The sequence below is a fragment of the Brevibacillus sp. B_LB10_24 genome (assembly GCF_046036945.1).
Taxonomy (GTDB): Bacteria; Bacillota; Bacilli; order Brevibacillales; family Brevibacillaceae; genus Brevibacillus_C.
Map to the genome: position 1 here is coordinate 1 of NZ_JBJQOQ010000032.1, position 21,807 is coordinate 21,807.

Genomic DNA, 21,807 nt, shown 5'->3' on the forward strand with positions numbered 1-21,807 from the left:
CCGCCGCCGCTTCCGGAACATACGGGTCATAGGCGATGACGCGCAGGCCTAGTGGTTTCACCTTTTGGGCCAGCGCTTGCGGGATATTTCCAAAGCCGACCAGCCCGAGCGTCCTGCCCCGCAGCCTCACAATCGGCTGAGTCACCTTGAAATCCCAGCACCCGCTCTTGACAGCTTGATTGGCGACGGCGATCTTGCGCGTCCATGCGAGCATCAATGCGAGGGCGTGATCGGAGACTTCGTCCCTGCAGTAATCCGGCACGTTGGCCACGCAGATCCCTTTTTCCGTCGCCGCCGGCAGATCAACCGTGTTGACGCCTACGCCGTAGCGGGTGATCACCCGGCAGGCTTCCAGCCGTTCGATCACCTTGCGGCTGATCGGGGCGTACTGGTTGATCAGTGCGTCTGCATCCCGGCAGGCTGCGATCACGTCTTCCTCCGTCCGGCATTGCGCGGGGACCAGCTCGATCTGCTCGCTATCCAGCACCTGCTCTTCATACCGCAAATCGGCAAACTCCCAGTCTGTAACGACAACTTTCCACTTTCGCAAATCTCACCCCTCCTCAGGTCAACCAGTGCAGCGGTACAGTAATGAGTGACGGAAACAGAATCAACAAGATCAGGATGAGGATCTCTACCAGCAAAAACGGCCAGACTCCTCTCATGATGTCTTCCATCCCGATTCTTCCGACACCGCAGGCCACGTTGAGCACCGTGCCGACCGGCGGCGTCAACAAGCCGATACAGGTGTTCACGATAAATACGACGCCAAAGTAGATCGGGTCGATGCCCGCCTCTTGAATGATGGGCATCAGTACCGGGGTCAGGATCAAAATGGTCGGCGTCAAATCCATCGCGGTGCCCACCAGCAGGACGATCGCATTGATCACAATCATCAGCAGCAGCGGATTTTCTACCAGCGGTCCCAACAATTCTGTCAGCTGCAGAGGAATGTTGGCCACCGTGATCAGCCAAGCGGAGACCATTGCCGCCGCCGCGAGAAACATCACGACACTCGTCGTCTTGGCGGAGACGATCAAGATGGAGTAGAGCTTCCGCATCGGCAGCTCCCGGTATACCGCCACTCCGACGAACAGGGCGTAAAAAGCGGCTACTACCGCCGCTTCTGTAGGGGTAAATACCCCTCCGCGAAGTCCCCCGACGATGATCACGGGCAGGATCAGAGCCCAAACTGCACCCTTCGCCGCTTCCAGGATCTCCTTTGGCGATTTGCGCGGGTAAACGTCGAATTGCCCCTTTCTTACCACGACACCCCACGTGACCATCAATCCGATGCCGATCAAAAGCCCCGGTACGATCCCCGCCATGAACAGCTTGGTGATCGAAATCCCGCTGGTGACGCCAAAGATGATCATCGGAATGCTCGGGGGAATGACGGGAGCGATGATGCCGCCCGCCGCGATTAACCCGGTTGAACGGTTCCGGTCGTACCCCGCCTTCACCATCATGGGAATCAAGATCGCCCCGAGGGCGGCTGTGTCCGCCACGGCGGAACCGGACAATCCGGCGAACAGGATACTGGCCAGGATCGCTACGTAGCCCAACCCGCCGCGGATGTGGCCGACCAGCGCCAACGCCAGCGAGATAATTCGCTTGGAAATGCCGCCCGCGTTCATCAATTCGCCTGCCAGGATGAAAAATGGAATCGCCATCAAGGGAAAATTGTCCGCACCGTTAATCAGATTTTGCGCGATGATTTGACTGTCAAAAATATCCATATAGAACATCAGGGCGACTCCGCTGAAGAGCAAGGCGAAGGCAATCGGCATGCCTAGCGCCATCACTCCCAACAGAGACCCGAGAAATATGCCCAGCGTCATCTATCTCCCGCCCTCCTGTATGGCCCCGCGGCTAGACGCCGGCAAGTCTTCTGCTGATTCGCCCGTCCGGGCCATTTGCTCAACCGTCCGATTGCCAAACAGCACCCGGTACAACTTGGCGATGATGATGACGGCCATGCATACACTCGTGACGATCCCGATCCCGTACACATAGCCGAGCGGCAAACCGGTGGCCGGAGCCGTGCTGTCCATGTTGATCAGGGTCATTTTCCAGCTGCCGTCGAGAACCAGCCAGAGCACGTAGAGGAGAAGGACATGGGTGAGCACGAACACCACTTTTTTCATTAGCGGCGAGAGCTTCTTCACAACCATGTCAACGCCCAGATGCTCGTTGTCTTGCAAAGCGCCGATTGCCCCCAGGAAGGTCATCCAGACAAACAGAAAGCGTGACATCTCTTCCGACCAGGTGATCCCCGAATTGAACAGATAGCGCAGAACGACGTTGCCGAAGACGAGAATGGCCATGAATGTCAATGCCAGAGCGATGGCGCCATTCAACAGCACATTCAGGATTTTTGAAGTTTTGTCCACCTTATCTCCTCCCTCTTTTTCAGCTACTTGGCCTGTGCCTTGATTTTCTCCGCCATTTTCTTTGCCCACGGATTCTTTTGATAGCTTTCGTCATAAAGCGGTTGGACGGCAGCTTCCATCGCCCGTATGAAGGCATCGTCAGGCTCGGTGAACTTGATTCCTTTTTCCAGGAGAAATTTCTTGTCTTCTTGATAGCTCTTTTCCAGCAGTTCCCACTCGTAATCGGCGGATTCTTGAGCTGCCTCCTCGATGATCTTTTGCTGGTCGGGTGTCAGCTGGTTCCAGAGTTTGGCGTTGATGATGTAGTCTTATTGCTCTCTCAGCTCGGGAATCAGATCCGGAGGCACCTCTCCTTGAACTGCCAGTACCAGATTTTTCGCCGCCGTCATCGCCATGTTGAACCGCGTCTGCCGGGTCGCCGAGCCGATATGGGGCAGGGTCACGACATTAGGCATGCCAAGCAGGGGATTAGCGGGTGAAACAGGTTCCTCGGCAAAAACGTCGAGGCCAGCCCCCCAGATCCGCCTCTCCTGCAGCGCCTCGATCAGCGCCGCCTCGTCCACTGTCTTGCCGCGCGACGTATTGATAAAGATCGCCGATTCCTTCATCAGGGCGAATTGCTCCCGCCCCATGAAGTGCTTTGTCTCTTCATTGAGCGGGATCATCAGGACGACAAAGTCGCTTTGCCGCAGGAGGTCCTCCAGGGAACGGTAGGACACGCCCAGCTTCTCCTCTGCATCCGGCTTGCGCCTGCGGTTGTAGTAGAGCACCTCCATGCCGAAGCCGTACTTTCCCCTAACCGCAATCGCTTCGCCGATTCTCCCCATACCGATGATGCCGAGGGTCTTTTTGTGCACATCCACTCCAAAGAGCCACTCGTCGCTCTTACTCTGCCATTTGCCTTCTTTGACATGCCGATCCAGCTCGGGCACTCTCCTGGCGGTGGATAAAATGAGCGCGAAGGCCAGGTCGGCCACCGTCTCGTCCAGGACGTAAGGCGTGTTCGTCCCCATCACGCCGCGGGATTTCATCGCTCTCCAATCCATGTTGTTGTAGCCGACCGAAATATTGCTGACCACCTTCAGACGGGGAGCGTGTTCGAGCAATTCGCTGTCAATCTGTCCGCCGACCATCAGCAATCCTTCTGTATCTGCGACCTCCTTCAGCAGTTGGCCGCGGGGGATCGGTTCATCCCCCGTCCATTTGCGATAGCTGCAGTGCTCGGCGACGTACGCTTCCACTTCCGCCGGTACCTTCGCAGCGATAAAGACATGTGGCTTCATGGTCAACCTCCTTGTACGTATCGTTACGCCTTTCTTTCCTCAATCGGATCCTTCACGATAAACCAGTAACAGAGGGCCGCACATCCGGCGATGATGCCCCCGGATACAAAAGCAAACAGGTAGGAGCCGGTCGCATCGACGATAAAGCCGGCTACAACGGGAGAAAATGCGCCGCCAAAGTATCCGCCGAAGTTCTGGATCGACCCCACGGAAGCGACCAATGCAGGCGGAGCCACATCTCCTGCCATCGCCCAGGCACTGCCGGTGATCGCGGAGATAAAGCAGAGCGCCAGCGTGAGCAGCGCCAGTGTGATCGCAATGCCCTGCACAAATGGGATGAGGATGACGACGACGGCAGCTGCCAGCGCGCAGATGCTGATCAAGCTCCGTTTGGCGTTGATCGGTGTACTGATCCCCTTATCCACCAGCTTTTTCGTGATGAATCCACCAACGATGTTTCCAAAAATGCCGCCGATCCACGGAATACTGGCGTAGATCCCCAGTTCCTGCAGCGAGATATGATGGGCTTCTACCAGATACAGCGGCAGAAAAACGAGGAAGATGTTCCAAATCCAGATGGTACAGAAAAAACCGAGGATCATGCCCCAAACGCTTCTGTAGGTAAACAGCGTCCGCCATTTGATCGGAGTTTGGTTGATGCCCTGTTCGGTACCGGCCCCGTCTGCCTGGATGTAGGCTCGCTCCTCCTCCGACAGCTTGCGGCTTTTGTCCGGGTTTTTATAAAACACAAGGAAGATGATGGCGAACACGATCCCAATCGCACCCGTGATGTAAAACAACGCCCGCCAGCCAAAGCTGACCAACAGAAACACGAGAATCGGCGGAGCGATCGCCGGCCCCCATTTGGATGAGGAGTCCCAGAAGCCCGTCGCCAACCCCCGCTCTTTTTTTGGAAACCAGTTGGCTGTGATCTTGGCCGCAGTTGGAAAACAGGGGGCCTCCCCGACGCCAAGCAGGAGCCTCGCTGCGATAAAGGAAGACATTTTGCTGACTGCGCCTGTCAGGAACGTGGCGAGACTCCACCAGATCACCGCAATGGAATAGACTTTCTTCGTTCCGAACCGGTCGATCAGCCATCCGGAAGGCAGCTGCATCATTGCGTACGACCAAGAAAATACCGTTCCCATCAACCCGATGTCTGTCTTTGTCAGCCCCAGTTCTTTCATCATTTCCGGGGCCGCAATGGACAGATTCGCCCTGTCCAGGTAGTTGATGATTCCCCCGATCAACAGCCAAATGACGACTGTCCAGCGGAAGTTCTTCCTCGTCTCCAAAGGAAGGCTTTCTTTTCTCGGCGCCAATGGTGTACTCATGGGATCTCCTCCTTTTTGTTTGACAAATAGTTGCCTTCAGTTTGTTCTATCCTATAAAACAATGTTCTACCGAGAGCTAATTGCAAGCGCTGCCATGATTTTATTGGTTTTACCATGTAAAACAAAGTTTTTATCTCTATTGATGAAATACTCATTCGACCCGGTATTTTCTGTAACAAATATACGAGCTATCGCCTCAAAACATGTCAATAAAATCCCCGTCCGTTTCTTCCTTCTCTCTTTTCTGTCGATCACAAGATTTACTTGAACAGGTGCGGCAGCCACAGGGAAATCTGCGGAATATAGCTGACCAGGAGCAAATCCACGATCAAGACAAAAAGGAAAGGAAGGACTCCTTTTGTTATTTCTTCCAGCGAAATCTTGGCGATTTGGCAGGAGATAAACAAATTAACCCCAACCGGAGGCGTACACATGCCCATTGCCAGGTTTACGATCATAACCAACCCGAAATGCACCGGATCGATTCCGAACTGCATGGCGACTGGGGTCAACAGGGGTGCCAGGATGATAATCGACGCACCAGTCTCAAAGAACATCCCGACGATAAACAAAAGCAGGTTGACCAAGAGCAAAAATACAAAGGGGTTGGTTGAAATCGTGGCAAAAAAGTCACCGACCATCTGCGGCACGCTTTCGCGGCTGAGAATCCACCCGAACAATCCCGCATTGGCAATGATAAACATGACGATCGAGGTCGTGATCACCGATTGGCCGAGAATCGGGAGCAAACTCTTCCATGTAATTTCTCTGTACACAAACATGCCGATCACAAAAGCATAGGCTACCGCCACCCCTGCGGCTTCCGTCGGCGTAAAGATCCCGCCGTAGATGCCTCCCAGGATGATAACCGGCATAATCAATGCAAGGCTCGCCTCTTTAAACGCCTGCCAGCGTCCGGGCCAGCTTACCCGCTCCTCGCTGGCATAGCCCCGCCTTTTCGCGATGAAATACACGGCAAGCAGCAGAGAAAAGCCGATTAGCAGACCGGGGATCACCCCTGCAATAAACATGTCGCCAACGGAAGTCTCCGTAGATACGGCATACAGAATCATGGGAATGCTGGGAGGAATAATCACACCCAACTCACCCGATACAGCCTGCACGCCGCCGGCAAAGTTGCGATGATACCCCCGCTTGATCATCGCCGGAATGAGGATGGTGCCCAGCGCCGCGACCGTGGCCGCGCTCGATCCGGATATCGCCCCGAAGAACATGGAAGTCACGACTGCCACTACACCTAAGCCGCCTTTGATGTGGCCGGTCAGCGAGTTGGCGAAATTGATCAGTCTCCGGGAAATTCCTCCCGATTCCATCAGCGAACCCGCTAAAATAAAGAACGGAATCGCCATCAGCGGAAAGGAATCAATCGAGGTAAATTCCCGCTGGGCCAGGATAAGGAGCGGAATTTGCCCTCCCCACCACACTGCGATTACGGAAGCCAATCCTAACGCCACCGCGATCGGCACCCCGAGGATGAGGAAACCAAATAAGGAGATGAAGAGAATGGTCGCCATCTACTTCCCGCCCTCCTTTTCGGAAAACATTTCCATGATAACGGTAACCGCATTCATGATCAGAAAGACAGAGCCAACGGGAATGCTGGCATACGCGAACGACATTGGCAGCTGCAGCGCGGCCAGCCTTTGGGTTTGAACTTTATCCATCATGTCCAGACCCTTCACCAAGAGCAGCACGAAGAAAATGATCGCCACGACATGGATGATCGTTTTTAAGATCCTTCGTTTTTGCGGGGGGAGCCGCTCGGCAAGAAACTCCACCGCAATCATCTGCTGATGACGCAGGGCTAAGCCGGAGCCCATAAAAACGGCATAGGCCATGAGGATGCGTGCCAATTCTTCAGACCAGGGAAGGGGAAGTCCCAGGAAGAAACGGGAGAATATCTGGAAAATAATGATGACAGACATGATTCCCAGCAATACGCCCAACAGGATCAATATTGCTCGGTTGATGGAATCGATTAGCCTTATGATCGCGGTCATTTTCACTCACCCTTTTCTTCGCTTGTGTATGAGCCGGCAGAAGGCAGAACAGACCATTCTGCCCTCTCATTCGCCAGCAGCTGAACCTACTGTGTATTCCTGATTTTCTTAATCAAGTCGCCGTATTCTTGTTCATATTTTTTGTACACATGCTCTGATGCCTGAACGAACGCCTCGCGGTCGAACTCTTCGCGCGGAACAATTTGCATGCCGTTGTCCCGGGCTGTCTGCAAAAATTGGTTGTTCATCTTGAAGATGAACTCCCGCTCGTGATCACGCGCAGCTTCAGCAGCGGCCTGGATAATCTTCTGCTGCTCGGGCGTGAGACTGTCAAATTTGGCTTTGTTAATGATGAAGGGGGCAGCTTGATAAAAATGTTCCGAAATGGTCATATGCTTTTGAACTTCATAGAATTTGTTCGGGATGATGACAGACAAAGGATTTTCCTCTCCATCGATGACCCCTTGCTGCATCGCTGTGAACAGCTCGGTAAAGGCCATCGGTGTGGGACTCGCTCCGTAATCCCGGAAGACATCCAGATGAACCTTGTTTTCCTGTGTGCGGAGCTTCAGCCCTTTCAGATCCTCCGGTTTCTTGACCGGATGTTTATTGTTGGTCATATTGCGGAAACCGTTTTCGGGCCAGACGATCAGCTTCATGCCCTGGTCTTCCAACTGCTTCGCTATCTCCGCTCCCACTTCGCCGTCCAGCACTTTGTAGGCATGCTCGCGATCCCTGAACAAGAACGGAAAATCCAGGGCGTTAAACATCGGGGCAAAGTTACCCAACGGCCCGGCTCCGGTAATGACCGCGTCCAGGGTCCCCAATTGAACCGCTTCCACCATCTCTCGCTCGCCGCCCAATACGCCATTGGGGTGCATTGTGATTTTTACTTTTCCCGCTGTTTCCTTTTCTACCTGCTCCTTGAACGCCACCAGAAACTGCTGGTAGTGGGACGTCTCCGTATCCGGCGCCGCGCTTCCAATGGCGATGGTGACAACCTGGTCTCCATTATGTACAGTTCCTTGGCTGGCCGTCGCCGCCGGTTTGCCGCTGCCGCCGCATCCTGCGAGCACGCTCATGGATAACAACAGGACTGCCGAAAGAAACCTGCTTCCTCTTTTCATCTTCCTCACCCCGATAACGATGTGATTAATTGTCAATTCACATTATTAGGAAAATTTTAGCCCTATCGACCCGTCCCCGGATCAGGTCCTGGAACGCCCGATTGCCGTCCTGCAGGGAACGGATTTCGGACCATTCTGTTTCGTCGATTTTCCCGCTCTTCAACAGCTCCAACGCGTCGTAAAAATCCTGGGCATTGTAGGAGAAGGAGCCCAGCAGACTGATTTCGCTCCGTATGCAGACATTGATCGGCAGCTGGGTCTGGTCGATTCCCAGCCCGATATTCATAATCGTCCCCCCTGGATTGACCAGTTCAACCGCAGCCGAGCGGGTAGGCTGAAACCCGGCCGCATCGATGATCACGTCAATTCCCGAAGGTCCCATCGCAGCTTTTATTTTTTGCAAATACCCTGGTTCATCAGGGGTGATCGTTCCTGTCGCACCCAGTTTCTCCGGCGTTTGCAAGCGGGCCTTGTTTGTATCCACCACGATCACCTTCGAAGCCCCCAGGATTTGCGCAACCAGGAAGGATAACAAGCCGATGGTACCCGCTCCAAACACCACAACATTGGCAAACGGATGCTTTTCCATCGCCCGCCGGGTCGCCCGCAGGGAACAGGCCAAGGGCTCTGCCAGTGCGGCCCGATACGAATGGAGCGAGTCGGGAATCACGTGAACGGCCGAAGCCGGAACCCGGACGTATTCGGCAAATGCGCCCGGGCGGTGAATTCCGATAATGGCTCGATCTCTGCAGAGCTGAACCATTCCCCTCCGGCAGGCATTGCAGCTCCCGCAAGAGATCAGGGGATTCACCACGACTCTTTGCCCAACCAAAAGACTGCGGACGGATGATCCCATTTTCGCGATCGTCCCGCTAAACTCGTGCCCCATGACCAGCGGAGGGACTCGCAGGCTATTGTGACCGAGGTAGCCCTCGATTTCCGACCCGCAGATCCCCGCCGCATCCACTGATAGCAGGACCTCATCTTCGGCCATTTCGGGGACCGGCATCTCCTGAATTTCCATCCACTCAGGTTTTGTCCAGACCAGGCTTTTCAATTCAGTCCCCCCTGACTGCCAACATTCACTTCGGGAATGCCCAAATCCGCCGCTCCCAGCGGAGAAGTCACGGCTTCCGGGCAGTAGCGCTCGATCATTTGAATGCCCAGCTTGGCACGCCTCACCCTTTCTCTGCACAAAGAGATATTGGCCGCCTCCAGATGCTTTCCGGAAGGATACACATCCGGATGGTTGCGGAGTCCGAATTTGATATAGACCGGGGATAAAATACGAATCAGTGCGGGAATTTCATAATGCCGGATAAATCCGCCGAACCCGTCCGGCACTTCCACGTACAGATCAATCGGGATGTCGATCGCTTGGCGGATGGCCGCAAGCTTGGGCAGGGTCAACGCCGTCGGCACATTGTATGTATCTGCTCCTAAGTCCTGCATGATCTTGATCGAAACCGGATTGGCCGCCATCATCTGAACGGACACTTTCACGACAAAGTTCTTGGGGAGCATCCCTCGGTCTTTCATTTTTTTGGTCAGATACAAAAGCCCCTCATCGGCCACCAGCGCTCCGCGGACACCGAGGTCTGCCGCCCGTTTGAGATCCTCCATGGCATAGACCAGCTGATCGGCCCCTTCATGGCGCAGGGCGATCACCTTTCCCGCGGCGGTAAACGGTTGGGCACTGATGTCCCAGGTCCCGCGCGGTCCGACAAACAGGCTCAGCTCCATTCCCCGCTCCGCAGTCATCCGGGCCATTTCCTGAATTTCTTCATCGGTCAAGAGCATGATGCCGCTTCCTTGGGAAACCCGATGTACGGTGATCCCGTAGCGGTCGATTTCTTCCAGCGTAGCCTCCAGGGCGCGCGGACCTTCAACACTGGGCAGTTCGATCCGGTACTGCGCCCCGTCCGGAAAGCGTTTGGCCGAAGCGGGGAGATCGTATCGATCGCCCGCCGGGAAGCCTAATTGAGCAAGCAGTTCCTTGGACTCGTTCACTTTTCACACCTTCTCCCGTTGGTTTTTTAGAAAGTAGGGCCAATCCGCCAAATGCCAAAGTCGTGCTGCTTGAGAATTTCCGACTTCGTCAGCTTGCCGTTGGACACTTGCCTGATCTCCTCGAGCAGCCTTCTTCCGACAGAATCGATCGTTTCCGTGCCTTCGATGATCGTCCCGGCATTGACATCCATATTGTCGCCCATATTTTCGAACATTCTGGAATTTGTCGCGATCTTGATGACTGGAGCGATCGGCGAACCGGTAGGCGTTCCGCGTCCGCTGGTAAACAGGACGACCTGTGCACCGCCGGCGACCATGCCGGACAGCTGCTCGATGTCATGCCCCGGCGTATCCATCCAGACCAGGCCTTTTTTCGATGGCCGCTGGGCGTAATCGATCAGCTCCTGCAGCGGTCTGGTCCCCGATTTATTGGCCGCTCCAAGGGACTTTTCTTCCAGTGAACTCAAGCCGCCGCGAATATTCCCCGGACTGGGGTTGCCTGTACGAATGTCGATCCCCATGGAAAAGGCGCGTTTTTCCATCGCATCGATCACTTCGTAGACCCGCTTCGCCACCTTGTCATCCACCGCCCGCTTGGCCAGCAGATGCTCCGCCCCGATCAATTCAGTCGTCTCCGCCAGGATGGAGGTACCGCCAAGATCGACGATCAAATCGCTGACCACGCCTACCGCCGGATTAGCCGACAATCCCGAACACGCATCGGAGCCGCCGCATTCCGTCGCCACGATCAGTTCGCTGAAATCGCACTCTTCCCTCATCAGTGCCGAAGCGTCCTGCACCATCTGGGCCGCAACCTTCGCCCCATTGGCGATCGCAGACAGCGTTCCGCCGTTTTCCTGAATAGAAACCAGTTCAACCGGCTTTCCCGACTGGGCGGCAATTTCGTCGGCAATCTTCCGGGCTTGGTGAGTCTCGCATCCCAGCCCCAGGACGACGACTCCGTAGACGTTCGGGTTGGTTCCATGCCCCACATAGGTGCGAAAGGTTTGCTCGTAGTCTGCTCCTACCTGGGCACAGCCATGCTGATGGATCATGCTTACCGTTCCCTGCACCAGCTCGGTAATTTGCCGGGCCGTTTGAGTAGCGCAGACAATCGTCGGCAAAATCAGCACGTGATTCCTTACGCCCACGCGGCCGTCCGGACGGCGGTATCCCCAAAACTTAATGCTGTTTTGCTTGTCCAAGCTTATCACCTCTCCCTCTTTTTCCTTCCAAATTATGAATGTGGACGTGTTCCCCCGGCTCGATATCGGCGATGGCGACACCGATTACCTCGCCGTACTTCAAAATATTCTGTCCATTTTCGATCCGCTTCACCGCAAACTTATGGCCAAATTCGATCGCCGCCTTCAACTTTACTTGTATCCGCAGATCTTTCGTTTCTATTTCTACGGTTGCATCAGCCGGTATATCGGCTAGCGCAGTCGCCACGTTGTCTGCCGGATTCATGATCACGGCGTGGTACTGATTGGTTGTCACGAAAAACTCCCTCCCCTGTTACCTGATTTTTTAGGACCGGATCAGTCGATGTCCAAAAAAGCGAGTTTGTAAGCGTTGTCGGAAAAGAGCAACCACCTCCTTTCGCATTGTATTTTTGTATTTAATATGATTGTATACAATGAGATGAAAAACAGGATCAATGCATACATTTATGATTGTATACAATCAGGTTATTAAAAAAACTTGACCGTTCTTCGATAGGAATTATCGAGATGAATCTTCATGATTTCCCGCGCCCGCTGAGGATCTCCCTCCATCAGAGCCCGCACGATGTTATGATGCTCCTTCGTCTCCTGCTTCAGGTGTTCAGCGTCGAAGACGATTTTATTTACGGCAAAGTATTGATGAATTCGTTCCGTAAATAAAATGATGAGATTTTCCAGTGTCTTGTTTCCGGAATAGTGCGCAATCAATGCGTGCAATTTATTCCCTGTGGTTAATATCGGCAGCCAATTGTCTTCCTGGCGGTCAGACAGCTCGATTTCCTGTTCCAGATTTTTCAGCGTCTCATAGGGAATTTTCCCGATCGCCAGCTCTAATGCTCTGATTTCCAATACCATGCGCAGATCGTATAGATCCTCTACTTCTTTTCGGTCGAGAGAGGCGATAAATGTTCCCTTATAGGGGATGGTTTCAATCAATCCCTCGTGTTCCAGCAAGGCCATCGCCTCTCGAAGCGGCGTCCGGCTTACCCCCAGTCTCTCTGACAAATCCATTTCCACCAACGGGTCCCCAGGTTTTAAATTTCCCTTTAAGATCGCGGACCGGACCTCTTCATAGGCAAGCTGCCTTAAGCGAACAGATTTCTTGTTTATCTTCTTCACTTCATTTTCTCCTTTTTCATTCATTGGCATTTTCTTCGGGCGGATTTACTATTGGGAATTTTAAGACATCTATTTGGGGTTTGTCAACAACCAGGCTGAATTTTCTGTAAATGTTTTTTTGCATATGAAAAGGGCGCTTTTCAAAAGCACCCTGACGTCTCTTACTTTTCAGCTGTTTCCATCACTTTTACTTCCGGGTCTGCAACCTGCATTTCACCGAGACCGCGGATCAATTTCTTGGCGTATACCTTTTCGGGCTTCAGGACAGAAACCAAGTAATCGATGGCAATTTGAGGATCAACCGTCTCACCACAGGTGTAGCAATCCAGTGCCGCGAAGCCGCGTTCAGGATAGGTGTGAATCGACAGATGACTTTCCGAGAGAAGAACCAGAACGGTCGCTCCTTGAGGAGAAAACTGCTTGGCTTGAACGCCAAGAACCGTAGCGCCACAGGCTTCTGCGGCTTCCACCATTTGCCGCTTGAGAAATTCTGCATCATTTAAAAGGTCAAACTGTACACCCCATGTGTCAATGGCAACATGTCTTCCGAAAGTTGAATATTCCATCTTTCGGTTCCCCCTTCCTAGCAAGTATTCTTGGAACATCGCTAGGACCTGCGTCATTCACTAACGGGGGCGGCATCCCTCGTATTCTCCACCCTTTAAAGTGAATCCTGGTTCCTAATCCTGTTTTTCCAACGACATTAAAAGTACCATGGTTCCACCAAAATGACAATACCTTTTACGAAAATATTTGTTGGAAATGAAAAAATGGGCGCATCAAGCGCCCACTTGTTCACAAATTCTCTACAATCTTACGCTTCCAGCAAAAACAGACGAGTCGATAATCCGGACAGCTGCTGGTCAATGGCGGAAATCCTCTCGGGCGTCACCTTCTTCGCCCAATTGCGCAAATCGAGCAGGCGGTCGGTTTCCTCCCGAATCAATTTGATTTCCTCTTCGCTTCCGGTACTCATGTACAAGCGTTCCAATTCCTTCGAAGTCCGCCCGAAGCCGGTCCCTTCGTAGATCGGGACTTCTGAATCCTCTGTCACTTCTTCAATCCGGATCACGGAACCTTCATCGTAGTGGTACACAACCGTAAAGCTGTCATAAATCCGGTGAACAATGCCGTGGCCTTTAAAAGCTTTCATCGCTTTTCTCATCGCGTTGGCAAGAGTCAAATCCTTAATGACATAGGAGCTTTCACAAGAATAACGATTTCCCTTACGGTGAAATGACAGCTGTATTTCCCCGGAATGGTCATCGATCGTGATATCACGGTCTCCGTTATCGTATACTTTTTCTTTTACATCAATTTTTTCATTGGCGAAAAGCTTAACAAATTGTGTAAGCTCCTGTTCGCTCATCGTAAAATAGGCGCTCGCGTAGTTCGTGGCTAAACGCTGTGCCATAAAAATCGCCCCAATTCTCCTTGTTTTCCAGGGATGACACCTGGTACCGCTGGCTGTTTCCGAATGCCGGCTGCCAACAAAGGAGCGGAAGCTAAGTATCGACAAACGATCGCTGTAGAATCTGGCCTTGCCCAATGAGCCTAGACTCGGTATGGGAAATGAAGGCGGATCACCCACTTTTGAAAGGTAACATAAATCTACACGTTTTATTATACACCATGCAGCCGGAAAAATCCTGTGATAAAACACAAGGATTCCCGTAAAAACATGGGCATTCGCCCATATGACTCGATTTGACGATATTATCCCCTTCAATCATCGCTTTATCTATCTATTGTTGCGAATATCTCCTTATTTCAAACCGATGAGTTGGCTCGCTTTCCGTATCGCATCCGTCTCTTCTTCCGTCAAGAGATACGTGGACTCCCCGGCTTGTACCGGTTTGGCGTAGATCCGGGACTCGTGGCGGCCAAAAATGCTGGTCAATACGACGCCGTTTTTCTCGTCGTCGAGCAGCGCCAGTGAAAAGCTGAGATCGCTTCCCGTATCATCAAATGCATTGTAGCGGATCACGGCCAGATTGCCGCAGCGATTGGTCAACTTTTGGGACAGCCGATTGATCATAAACTGTTGATCGGCTTGCTTCTGTTTATATTCATCCAATTGATCGAGCATCCGGGTGAGACCTGCTTCGATGTTGCCTCCGTCACTGCCGGCAAGAAACCGTTTCATTTTCCTCTGCAAACGGCTGATCCGCGAATTGAGAACAGTCACAAAAATAAGTAAGATCAGGATCATGAGGCATAAAGCGGCAGAAATGTAAGGGGATGACAAAATGGATAGGAGCTGCTGCATTGTGTTCTTCCTTTCTTTATAAACCAGTCCGACAGAAGCGAGACTTTCATACCTGCTTATTGTACCTCCAAATGACTGCTCCTTCAAACGAAACTGTTGTTTGCCAAAAAGAAGCCTCCACTGCCAGTGAACAAAAGCGTAGAAGCGGCATCCTCTCGATCGGAGTTTGCCGCTTCTATCCCGTGTGCCGCCAGACTAATTCCATTTTCAACCTACCTATCCGCTTTATTCTCACCTGCTACGCTTCTAATAACAGCATTTCCCGTCTAAGCTTCTTCAGACGATCTTTTGATTTGTTGATCGAAGACTTGTCGTTTGCCTGCAGAGCGTCATACAGCGTGGCCAGCTCATAATCCAGCTCCAGGCGAAGAACCGGAATCCTTTCCTCTGCATCACGGCGTTTCAACGCGGCAATTACCTGATCAATCGTCACACTGCACGCTTTTTCGTAGATCACCTTTTTCTCAGCTCCTTTAATCTCAATAATTCTCACGGCCTCCCCGTAACGGATGTTTTTGACCAGGATTTGCTGTTCGCCGACAATTTTGACGACGGCGTGTCCTTTTGCCTGCTCGATGAACTGGTAAAGCACTGTAGCCAAGCGCATATCCAAAACGATGCCGTCTAACCCTGAAAGCTTGAAGGCTTCTCCCTGTTTGTGCAACGTGAGGCAATAACTACCCGATGCGGTCTTCACAAGTACACAAAACTGCTTTGGCTCCTCCCGCCAGGCGATATCCAACCCGTTCTCCACTAACACCTGCAGCAGTCTCTTTAAGGTGGGACGGTCAAACCAGACAGCGACATTGCTGTACTCCAATTGGTTATAAGCAGTCATCACGGCACCCTCCCTTAACAGAATAATCAGATTACTGTAACAGCCATGTGGGAGTGAGTGGTATATCATATTATTCGCCACTCTTGTTTGCCATTCCTTGCAGACAACTTTTTCGCCTCACTTTTTCACAGGCGCCGCTGCCATATGCCTGCCCTACCTTTATTATCCGACTTTTCCGGCCATTTTGCCAGAGGCAATCCATGCAGTCTTGGCAGTATTATTTTCCAATCGGTTGTGATATCATATGGTCAGTTTTGCAATAGGGAGTGATCACTTTGTCTACGTTTACAGGTTTTGCGCAAGAGGACTTTGACGTATTTTCCGTTGAAGGCCTGGATGCGCGCATGGATCAGATCAAATCGTTGATCCGCCCAAAGCTGGAATATTTGGGTCAGCACTTCGCCCCCGCCCTTTCCCTGCAGACTGGGCAGGAGATGTTCTACCACGTAGCAAAGCACGCCAGACGGACCGTGAATCCGCCCGCTGATACCTGGGTGGCCTGGGCTGCCGACAAGCGCGGCTATAAAAAACACCCGCACTTTCAGCTAGGCATGTGGGGAACGCACCTCTTCGCCTGGTTTGCCCTCATATACGAGTCACCCTTTAAGCAAGAGATCGGACAAGCAATGGAAGAGCGAATTGATGAAATCATGGAAATCGTCCCTGCCGAGTTTCGCTGGTCGCCTGATCACACCCAGCCTGAGAGCACCCCGCAGAGCCAGCTGGGCAAAGCCGGCGTCCTGCAATTGATCGATCGCTTGCAGCGCGTGAAGAAGGCGGAAATCCTCTGCGGTATTACCATCGACCGGCACGATCCGATTTTGGGCGACGCCGAAAAGCTCCTCGGCCGCCTGGAACAGACCTACTCGATCCTGACCCGCGTGTACCACCTGACTGCCGTCGCCGTCAGGTAATACCCAAATATATGCAAAGAACAGGTCCGCTTTCACCAAGATGGGAAGCAAACCTGTTCTTTTTGCACATTCAGGAGCTGATGATGTTCTCCAGACGCCCGATAATTTCGTTCGCCTGGCCAAACATGCGGTCAAACAACTGCTGCACCGTAGGCACATCGTGTATCAGGCCGATCACCTGGCCCGCCCAGCCGAACCCGGTCTCATCCCCTTCATGGATATAGGTTCGGTTTCGCTGCCCGCTGATCAACGTTTTTAACTGCTCGTACCCGGCACCTTCCGCTTCCAGCGCGAGGATCTGATCAGAACCTGGCGTGCGAACGACCCGCCCCGGTGTGCCCAAGGTGCGTTTGATGACTGTCGTGTCGTGTTCGGTTCCCTTGACCAGCGCTTCTTGGTAGGCCGGGTGAGCGTGAACGCACTCCTTGGTGGCAATGAAGCGCGTGCCCATTTCCACGCCTTCCGCTCCCAGAGCCAGCGCAGCCACCAAACCGCGGCCGTCGCCGATTCCGCCGCTGGCCAGCACGGGAATCGAAACAGCCTCGGCGACCCTGGGAACGAGCACCATCGTGCCGATATCGTCCCGCCCCAGGTGGCCGCCGCCTTCCTGGCCCACCGCCATCACAGCGTCAGCTCCGACTGCCTCCGCTTTTTGCGCCTGCCTGACCGAAGCTACCAGTACCAGCTTTTTGATGTCATGCCCGTCAAGCCGGCGGATCAACGGCTCGGGATTTCCGCCGGTAACCGTGATCACTTTTACCCCCTCTTCCACTGCCGCTTCCAACAAGTGTTCGTATGAACGATCGTGCTGACCGATGGCAAAGTTGACGCCAAACGGTTTGTCCGTCATCGACCGAACCTTGCGGATTTCTTCTCGAAGCGCCTCTGCAGAGGGCAGCGTCATGGCGGTTATCTGCCCCAAACCGCCCGCATTTGACACCGCTGCCGCCAAATTTGCATAGGCTAAATACGCCAACCCTCCCTGTACGACAGGGTACTTGATGCCAAGCATACTCGTCACTCTCGTCTGCATACCATCACTCCCTCCTTACTGTTCACTTCTCGCCGTACCCGGCCAATTCCTTCCAATATCCGCCGCCGCTCTGGAAATCCCTGAAAAATGTACTTGCTTTCCCCCACACGTCTGCTATACTCAATATTGTTTTTTTGCATATTTATTCTGTTTATAAAGCGAGGCGATACACAATGAGACAAGCAAAAACTCCTCTGTTTAGCGGTCTGTTAGAACATGCCAAGAAAAACCCCATTCAATTTCACATTCCAGGCCATAAAAAAGGGATGGGCATGAATCCGACCTTCCGCGAGTTTATCGGGGAGAACGCCCTCTCCATTGATCTGATCAACATCGCCCCGCTGGACGATCTGCATCACCCCAAAGCGATGATCAAAGAAGCGCAGGAGTTGGCTGCTGAAGCATTCGGCGCCGACCATACCTTCTTTTCCGTACAGGGGACGAGTGGAGCGATCATAGCGATGATCATGGCCACCTGCAACCCTGGAGATAAAATCATTGTGCCGCGCAATGTGCACAAATCCGTATTATCGGCAATCATTTTTGCCGGGGCGATTCCCGTATTCATCCATCCGGTCATGGACGAGCGCTTGGGAATCTCCCACGGCATAACCAACAATGCGGTGCAAAAAGCACTGGAGGCTCACCCTGATGCCGCTGCCCTCCTGGTGATCAACCCGACTTACTTCGGCATTTCCGGCGATTTGCGGCAGATTGTCCGGACCGCGCACAATTACGAGATACCCGTCTTAGTCGACGAGGCCCATGGCGTCCACATTCACTTCCACGATGAGATGCCGCTTTCCGCCATGCAGGCAGGCGCTGACATGGCGGCGACCAGTGTGCACAAGCTGGGCGGCTCGCTGACGCAAAGCTCGATCCTGAATGTGCGGGAAGGCCTGGTTGACGTAGGCCGTGTCAAGACGATCTTAAGCATGCTGACGACGACGTCTACCTCGTACATCTTGCTGGCTTCGCTCGATATGGCCCGCCAGCACCTGGCTCTGCACGGGCGCGAGCTGCTTGCGAGAGCGATTCAGTTGGCCGAGACAGCGCGCGAACAGATTAATCAGATCCCCCGCATCCGCTGTGTCGGTCCAGAGATCCTGGGCGGCCCGGCTACGTTTGCGATGGATCCGACCAAACTTCTGATCCACGTACGGGAACTAGGGATTACTGGATGGGAAGTAGAAAATTGGCTTCGCGAAAAATACCAGATCGAAGTGGAGATGAGCGACTTGTACAACGTCCTCTGCTTCGTCACAGCCGGCGATACAGAAGAGGCGATCGAGACGCTGGTCAATGCTCTGCGCCATCTCTCCATCGAATTCGCCCATATGAATGAAGCGGAACCGCTCACAGTCACCCTTCCGGAAATACCCGTGCTGTCTCTCTCTCCCCGGGATGCGTTTTACGCCGAAACAGAAGCGGTCCCGCTGGTGGAAGCGGCAGGCCGGATCACGACGGAATTCATCATGGTGTATCCGCCAGGGATCCCGATCTTCCTGCCAGGAGAAGTGATCACGGAAGAAAATATCCTGTACATCCAGGAGAACATCCGCGCTGGGTTGCCTGTACAGGGGCCGGAAGACGAGTCCCTGCAGACCATCAAGGTAGTCAAGCGGCAGGAAGCGATATCTGGTTAAGGGAACTTCGATATAAACGAAAAATCCCGAGGTTTTTCCACCTCGGGATTTTTTGCGTACTCTTTTTTACGGATAGACACGGATCGTGATCTTTTCAAACGGAGTGCTGTTCAACAGATCGATCACTTCATGGTAATAGTCGATGAAATCCTCCACGTAGTAGGACTGCTCACGGCTGCCGCCTTTGAAAATGAATTGCACTTTGTCCGCATCGTTGTTGACCAGCACACCGGTCAAGCGGCCTTCGTTAAACAATTCCTCCATCGTGTATTCCTTGATCTCACCGTTATTGCCGCCGTTATCCCCGTCATCGTCGCGAGGCCAGTCAAATGCCATCGTGTAAACAGCCGGGCTTCCGCTGCGCGTATCGATCCAAACGGCACGGTTTCCACCGAGGCTAAGCTCGCTTGGCTGGGCATTGTAATTCAGCCCTTCGCCGTAGGAACCGCGGTCTATATCGTAAAACATGTAGTCAAATTTGTCGGGGTCCCGCGGAAGCGCCTCTTGGAATACTATCATGTTGCGGGCGATTTGCGGGCGAAGCTGATCGCCTGCTCTGTTGCCGAAAACCGGCCAGTATCGCTCAGAGCTCAGCGAATAATAGTACAGGTCCCAATCATACGGTCCTTCCTCTGTCCAGACGATGTAATTGTCTCCGATGTGAGCGTCTTTCGCCTGTGCCTGACGACGGACAGAGTAGCTCTCATATGTCTTGATATCGTATATATTGATGCTTGAGCCGCCGTAATCATCCGACAGCCAGGTGATGTAGCTGCCGTTCGTATCCAGGCTCTTCAGGTTTCGGGCGTAACCGACTTCCTTTTGGCTTCCGGTAGCCAGGTCAGTCAGATAGACAGTTCCGCCACTGCCGGATTCGCTAAGCCAGACAAGCTTGCTTCCTGCGAGTGCATAAAACTCTTTGGAAGGATACTCTCTTTGACCAGTTACACGCTTTTGAGTGCCTGATTTAATGTTGTAAGCCATCAAGGCGTCGTCTCCGTAATTGTACCAAACGACCCAAGAGTTGCTCACCAGCGGACGCTCAGCAGATTGATTTGACGAAATCACTTTCGCCTGCTTGGACTCGACGTTGTACAAGACGACTTCATCGGTCCGTTTATCCTTGTGGTTGATAAAGACGACGTATTTGTCGCTGCCGGAAGGTTGACTCGGATCGCTGATCGTCCCGCCCAGGTTGATGGTATCACCATTGCGGAAATTGTGCAGATGCAGTTGGATATCTTCGCGATACCCCAGTCCAAACAACAAATTGTTTCCGTTTAAACTGAAATTGTTGCTGCTTTGGACTCCTCTGTCGATGTGCTCGGTGCGTTTCGTGCTGATGCCGTAGGACATCAGATCGCTGCCTTCCAGGAAAACGATCCGGTTTCCGGAGATTTTGGGGTATTCCCGATCTTGGGTATCGTCAGTTATCTTGGTCTCCCTGCCGCTCTCGATATCGTAATAGTAGATAACGGATCTTCCGCGGCGGCTGTCGTTATAGGCGACAATTCCCCTGTCAATCGTGGGGTGGCCTTGGTATCCATCCCTTACGACAAGAGCCTTCTCTTTTTTGGTAGAGAGGTCGTAAGCGTAGATATCGCTGTTGCCGTTTCGTTCGTCTTCCCACACGACATACGAACCGTCTACAGCAGGTGAACTGGCCTCATTGCTCTTCGAGATTCTCATTTCGACACCTTCGTTGATGTCGTAAGCGTAGATATCGGTCCCTCTGTCGCGACCGTCTTCCCAGACGACGTATCCGCCCTTCAGGTCCAGCTCTCTTCCCGGTCTGGCATCGTCTCCTGAGATACGCTTCGTCTTCTTTCTATTGATATCGTACAGGTATACAGCTTCACTGCCTCTTTTGTCATCAATCCAGGCTATGTAATTGCCATCTACCTTCAGCCCTGTTTTACTGTGGCCGTCTGCAGCGATGCTTGTCGACTTCTCGGCATCTAGGTCATACAGGATCACCGCATAATCGTCATCGTTTTGGTTGATCCAAACCGCGTAGCTGTCAGACACGCCAATACCTGCCTCAGACGAAGGGCTTCCGGCATTCAACTCCAGCTTTGTCTCCGACCAAATCCCCTCTGCATGAACAGGCATTCCGCTCCATAGGGAGGCGCCCAGAACCGCAGCGGCAAGCATCCCCTGGATGCGTCGAATCTTCATATGTAATTCCTCCTCTTCCTCAATTCAGCGTTCTATCTATCTTTTTGTATCGCTCCCTTTTATTATCAGCTATATTCATAGAGTTGTAAACACGCAAAAACGGGGATTGGCCCATGCCCAAAAAAAAGCACCCATGCCCTGGGTGCGATCCTTAGTCTTCTTCGGTTTGGTGACAGCAATTGCAGCCGGAATCACAGATTCCGTATAAGGTTTTTACCTGATTGGATTCAAAGTGATCGATAATCGTACCACAGGTTTGACAGACGATGGTGCCCATGACTCCCCTCCACTTTCGCAAGGTAATGTACGATATCCTAATCAAAACATGTACGAAACTTTAATGTGATACATTTATAATAATATGTCATACTAATTGCGTCAACAGAAAAAATCATATTCATTAGCTCATTTTTTTA

Annotated in this window: 23 protein-coding genes; 2 read left to right on the forward strand and 21 right to left on the reverse strand. The window is 52.7% G+C overall.

Translation table 11 applies throughout. The features are described 5' to 3' along the window. The 18 genes from ACI7RC_RS21935 to ACI7RC_RS22020 form a co-directional block, all read right to left on the reverse strand. On the reverse strand, positions 1-550 hold a 550-nt coding region (locus ACI7RC_RS21935; RefSeq protein ID WP_408110331.1), incomplete at its 3' end, for an NAD(P)-dependent oxidoreductase. Between the two features lie 13 nt (positions 551-563). Then, entirely contained in the window at positions 564-1,841 is a 1,278-nt protein-coding gene (locus ACI7RC_RS21940) for a TRAP transporter large permease (RefSeq protein ID WP_408110332.1), read from the reverse strand. After that, positions 1,842-2,393 carry a TRAP transporter small permease gene (locus tag ACI7RC_RS21945; protein ID WP_408110333.1) on the reverse strand — a complete coding sequence of 184 codons (552 nt, stop codon included), beginning with the start codon at positions 2,391-2,393 and terminating at the stop codon, positions 1,842-1,844. It lies immediately after the preceding gene. A 23-nt stretch (positions 2,394-2,416) separates the two neighbouring features. Beyond that, positions 2,417-2,695 carry a type 2 periplasmic-binding domain-containing protein gene (locus ACI7RC_RS21950; RefSeq protein WP_408110386.1) on the reverse strand — a complete coding sequence of 93 codons (279 nt, stop codon included), beginning with the start codon at positions 2,693-2,695 and terminating at the stop codon, positions 2,417-2,419. 6 nt (positions 2,696-2,701) lie between these two features. Continuing rightward, positions 2,702-3,676: a 2-hydroxyacid dehydrogenase gene (locus tag ACI7RC_RS21955; protein ID WP_408110334.1), complete on the reverse strand. Its 975-nt coding sequence runs from the start codon at positions 3,674-3,676 to the stop codon at positions 2,702-2,704. A 23-nt stretch (positions 3,677-3,699) separates the two neighbouring features. Next, the gene (locus ACI7RC_RS21960; RefSeq protein WP_408110335.1) at positions 3,700-5,010 is read right to left on the reverse strand and encodes an MFS transporter; all 1,311 of its coding nucleotides are present in this window, start codon (positions 5,008-5,010) and stop codon (positions 3,700-3,702) included. Positions 5,011-5,270: 260 nt separating this feature from the next. Next, entirely contained in the window at positions 5,271-6,545 is a 1,275-nt protein-coding gene (locus ACI7RC_RS21965) for a TRAP transporter large permease (protein WP_408110336.1), read from the reverse strand. Beyond that, positions 6,546-7,031, reverse strand: coding sequence for a TRAP transporter small permease (locus ACI7RC_RS21970; protein ID WP_408110337.1), 486 nt, complete (start codon positions 7,029-7,031; stop codon positions 6,546-6,548). A gap of 86 nt (positions 7,032-7,117) precedes the next feature. Beyond that, entirely contained in the window at positions 7,118-8,158 is a 1,041-nt protein-coding gene (locus tag ACI7RC_RS21975) for a TRAP transporter substrate-binding protein (RefSeq protein WP_408110338.1), read from the reverse strand. A gap of 37 nt (positions 8,159-8,195) precedes the next feature. Then, positions 8,196-9,215 carry a galactitol-1-phosphate 5-dehydrogenase gene (locus ACI7RC_RS21980; protein ID WP_408110339.1) on the reverse strand — a complete coding sequence of 340 codons (1,020 nt, stop codon included), beginning with the start codon at positions 9,213-9,215 and terminating at the stop codon, positions 8,196-8,198. Continuing rightward, positions 9,212-10,168, reverse strand: coding sequence for a U32 family peptidase (locus tag ACI7RC_RS21985; RefSeq protein WP_408110340.1), 957 nt, complete (start codon positions 10,166-10,168; stop codon positions 9,212-9,214). Before ACI7RC_RS21985 ends, ACI7RC_RS21980 begins: the two co-directional genes overlap by 4 nt. Before the next feature lie 26 nt (positions 10,169-10,194). Beyond that, the gene (locus ACI7RC_RS21990; RefSeq protein ID WP_408110341.1) at positions 10,195-11,373 is read right to left on the reverse strand and encodes a UxaA family hydrolase; all 1,179 of its coding nucleotides are present in this window, start codon (positions 11,371-11,373) and stop codon (positions 10,195-10,197) included. Further along, positions 11,351-11,668 (reverse strand): UxaA family hydrolase, encoded by a 318-nt coding sequence (locus ACI7RC_RS21995; protein ID WP_408110342.1) that lies wholly within the window; start codon positions 11,666-11,668, stop codon positions 11,351-11,353. Before ACI7RC_RS21995 ends, ACI7RC_RS21990 begins: the two co-directional genes overlap by 23 nt. A 194-nt stretch (positions 11,669-11,862) precedes the next feature. Further along, positions 11,863-12,513, reverse strand: a complete 651-nt coding sequence (locus ACI7RC_RS22000) for a GntR family transcriptional regulator (protein ID WP_408110343.1) — start codon at positions 12,511-12,513, stop codon at positions 11,863-11,865. 161 nt (positions 12,514-12,674) lie between these two features. Continuing rightward, positions 12,675-13,079 (reverse strand): adenosylmethionine decarboxylase, encoded by a 405-nt coding sequence (gene speD / locus ACI7RC_RS22005; protein ID WP_408110344.1) that lies wholly within the window; start codon positions 13,077-13,079, stop codon positions 12,675-12,677. A gap of 248 nt (positions 13,080-13,327) precedes the next feature. Next, positions 13,328-13,927, reverse strand: a complete 600-nt coding sequence (locus ACI7RC_RS22010) for a hypothetical protein (protein ID WP_408110345.1) — start codon at positions 13,925-13,927, stop codon at positions 13,328-13,330. A gap of 351 nt (positions 13,928-14,278) precedes the next feature. After that, entirely contained in the window at positions 14,279-14,782 is a 504-nt protein-coding gene (locus ACI7RC_RS22015) for a DUF4446 family protein (RefSeq protein WP_408110346.1), read from the reverse strand. A gap of 238 nt (positions 14,783-15,020) precedes the next feature. Next, positions 15,021-15,620 carry a hypothetical protein gene (locus ACI7RC_RS22020; RefSeq protein WP_408110347.1) on the reverse strand — a complete coding sequence of 200 codons (600 nt, stop codon included), beginning with the start codon at positions 15,618-15,620 and terminating at the stop codon, positions 15,021-15,023. 275 nt (positions 15,621-15,895) lie between these two features. Here ACI7RC_RS22020 and ACI7RC_RS22025 point away from each other — a divergent pair, with 275 nt between their 5' ends. After that, a complete protein-coding gene (locus tag ACI7RC_RS22025; RefSeq protein WP_408110348.1) occupies positions 15,896-16,534 on the forward strand; it encodes a YktB family protein in 639 nt (212 codons plus the stop codon). 70 nt (positions 16,535-16,604) lie between these two features. Here the strand turns inward: ACI7RC_RS22025 and ACI7RC_RS22030 are convergent, their stop codons facing one another. After that, a complete protein-coding gene (locus ACI7RC_RS22030; RefSeq protein WP_408110349.1) occupies positions 16,605-17,567 on the reverse strand; it encodes an NAD(P)H-dependent flavin oxidoreductase in 963 nt (320 codons plus the stop codon). Between the two features lie 173 nt (positions 17,568-17,740). On the opposite strand from ACI7RC_RS22030, the gene ACI7RC_RS22035 reads away from it, so the two are divergent. Next, positions 17,741-19,213 carry an aminotransferase class I/II-fold pyridoxal phosphate-dependent enzyme gene (locus ACI7RC_RS22035; RefSeq protein ID WP_408110350.1) on the forward strand — a complete coding sequence of 491 codons (1,473 nt, stop codon included), beginning with the start codon at positions 17,741-17,743 and terminating at the stop codon, positions 19,211-19,213. 66 nt (positions 19,214-19,279) lie between these two features. On the opposite strand, the gene ACI7RC_RS22040 is transcribed toward ACI7RC_RS22035, so the two are convergent. Together ACI7RC_RS22040 and ACI7RC_RS22045 are read right to left on the reverse strand one after the other, a co-directional pair. Next, positions 19,280-21,391 (reverse strand): hypothetical protein, encoded by a 2,112-nt coding sequence (locus ACI7RC_RS22040; protein WP_408110351.1) that lies wholly within the window; start codon positions 21,389-21,391, stop codon positions 19,280-19,282. Positions 21,392-21,542: 151 nt separating this feature from the next. Then, entirely contained in the window at positions 21,543-21,668 is a 126-nt protein-coding gene (locus ACI7RC_RS22045; RefSeq protein ID WP_408110352.1) for a GapA-binding peptide SR1P, read from the reverse strand. Positions 21,669-21,807: the final 139 nt, after the last annotated feature.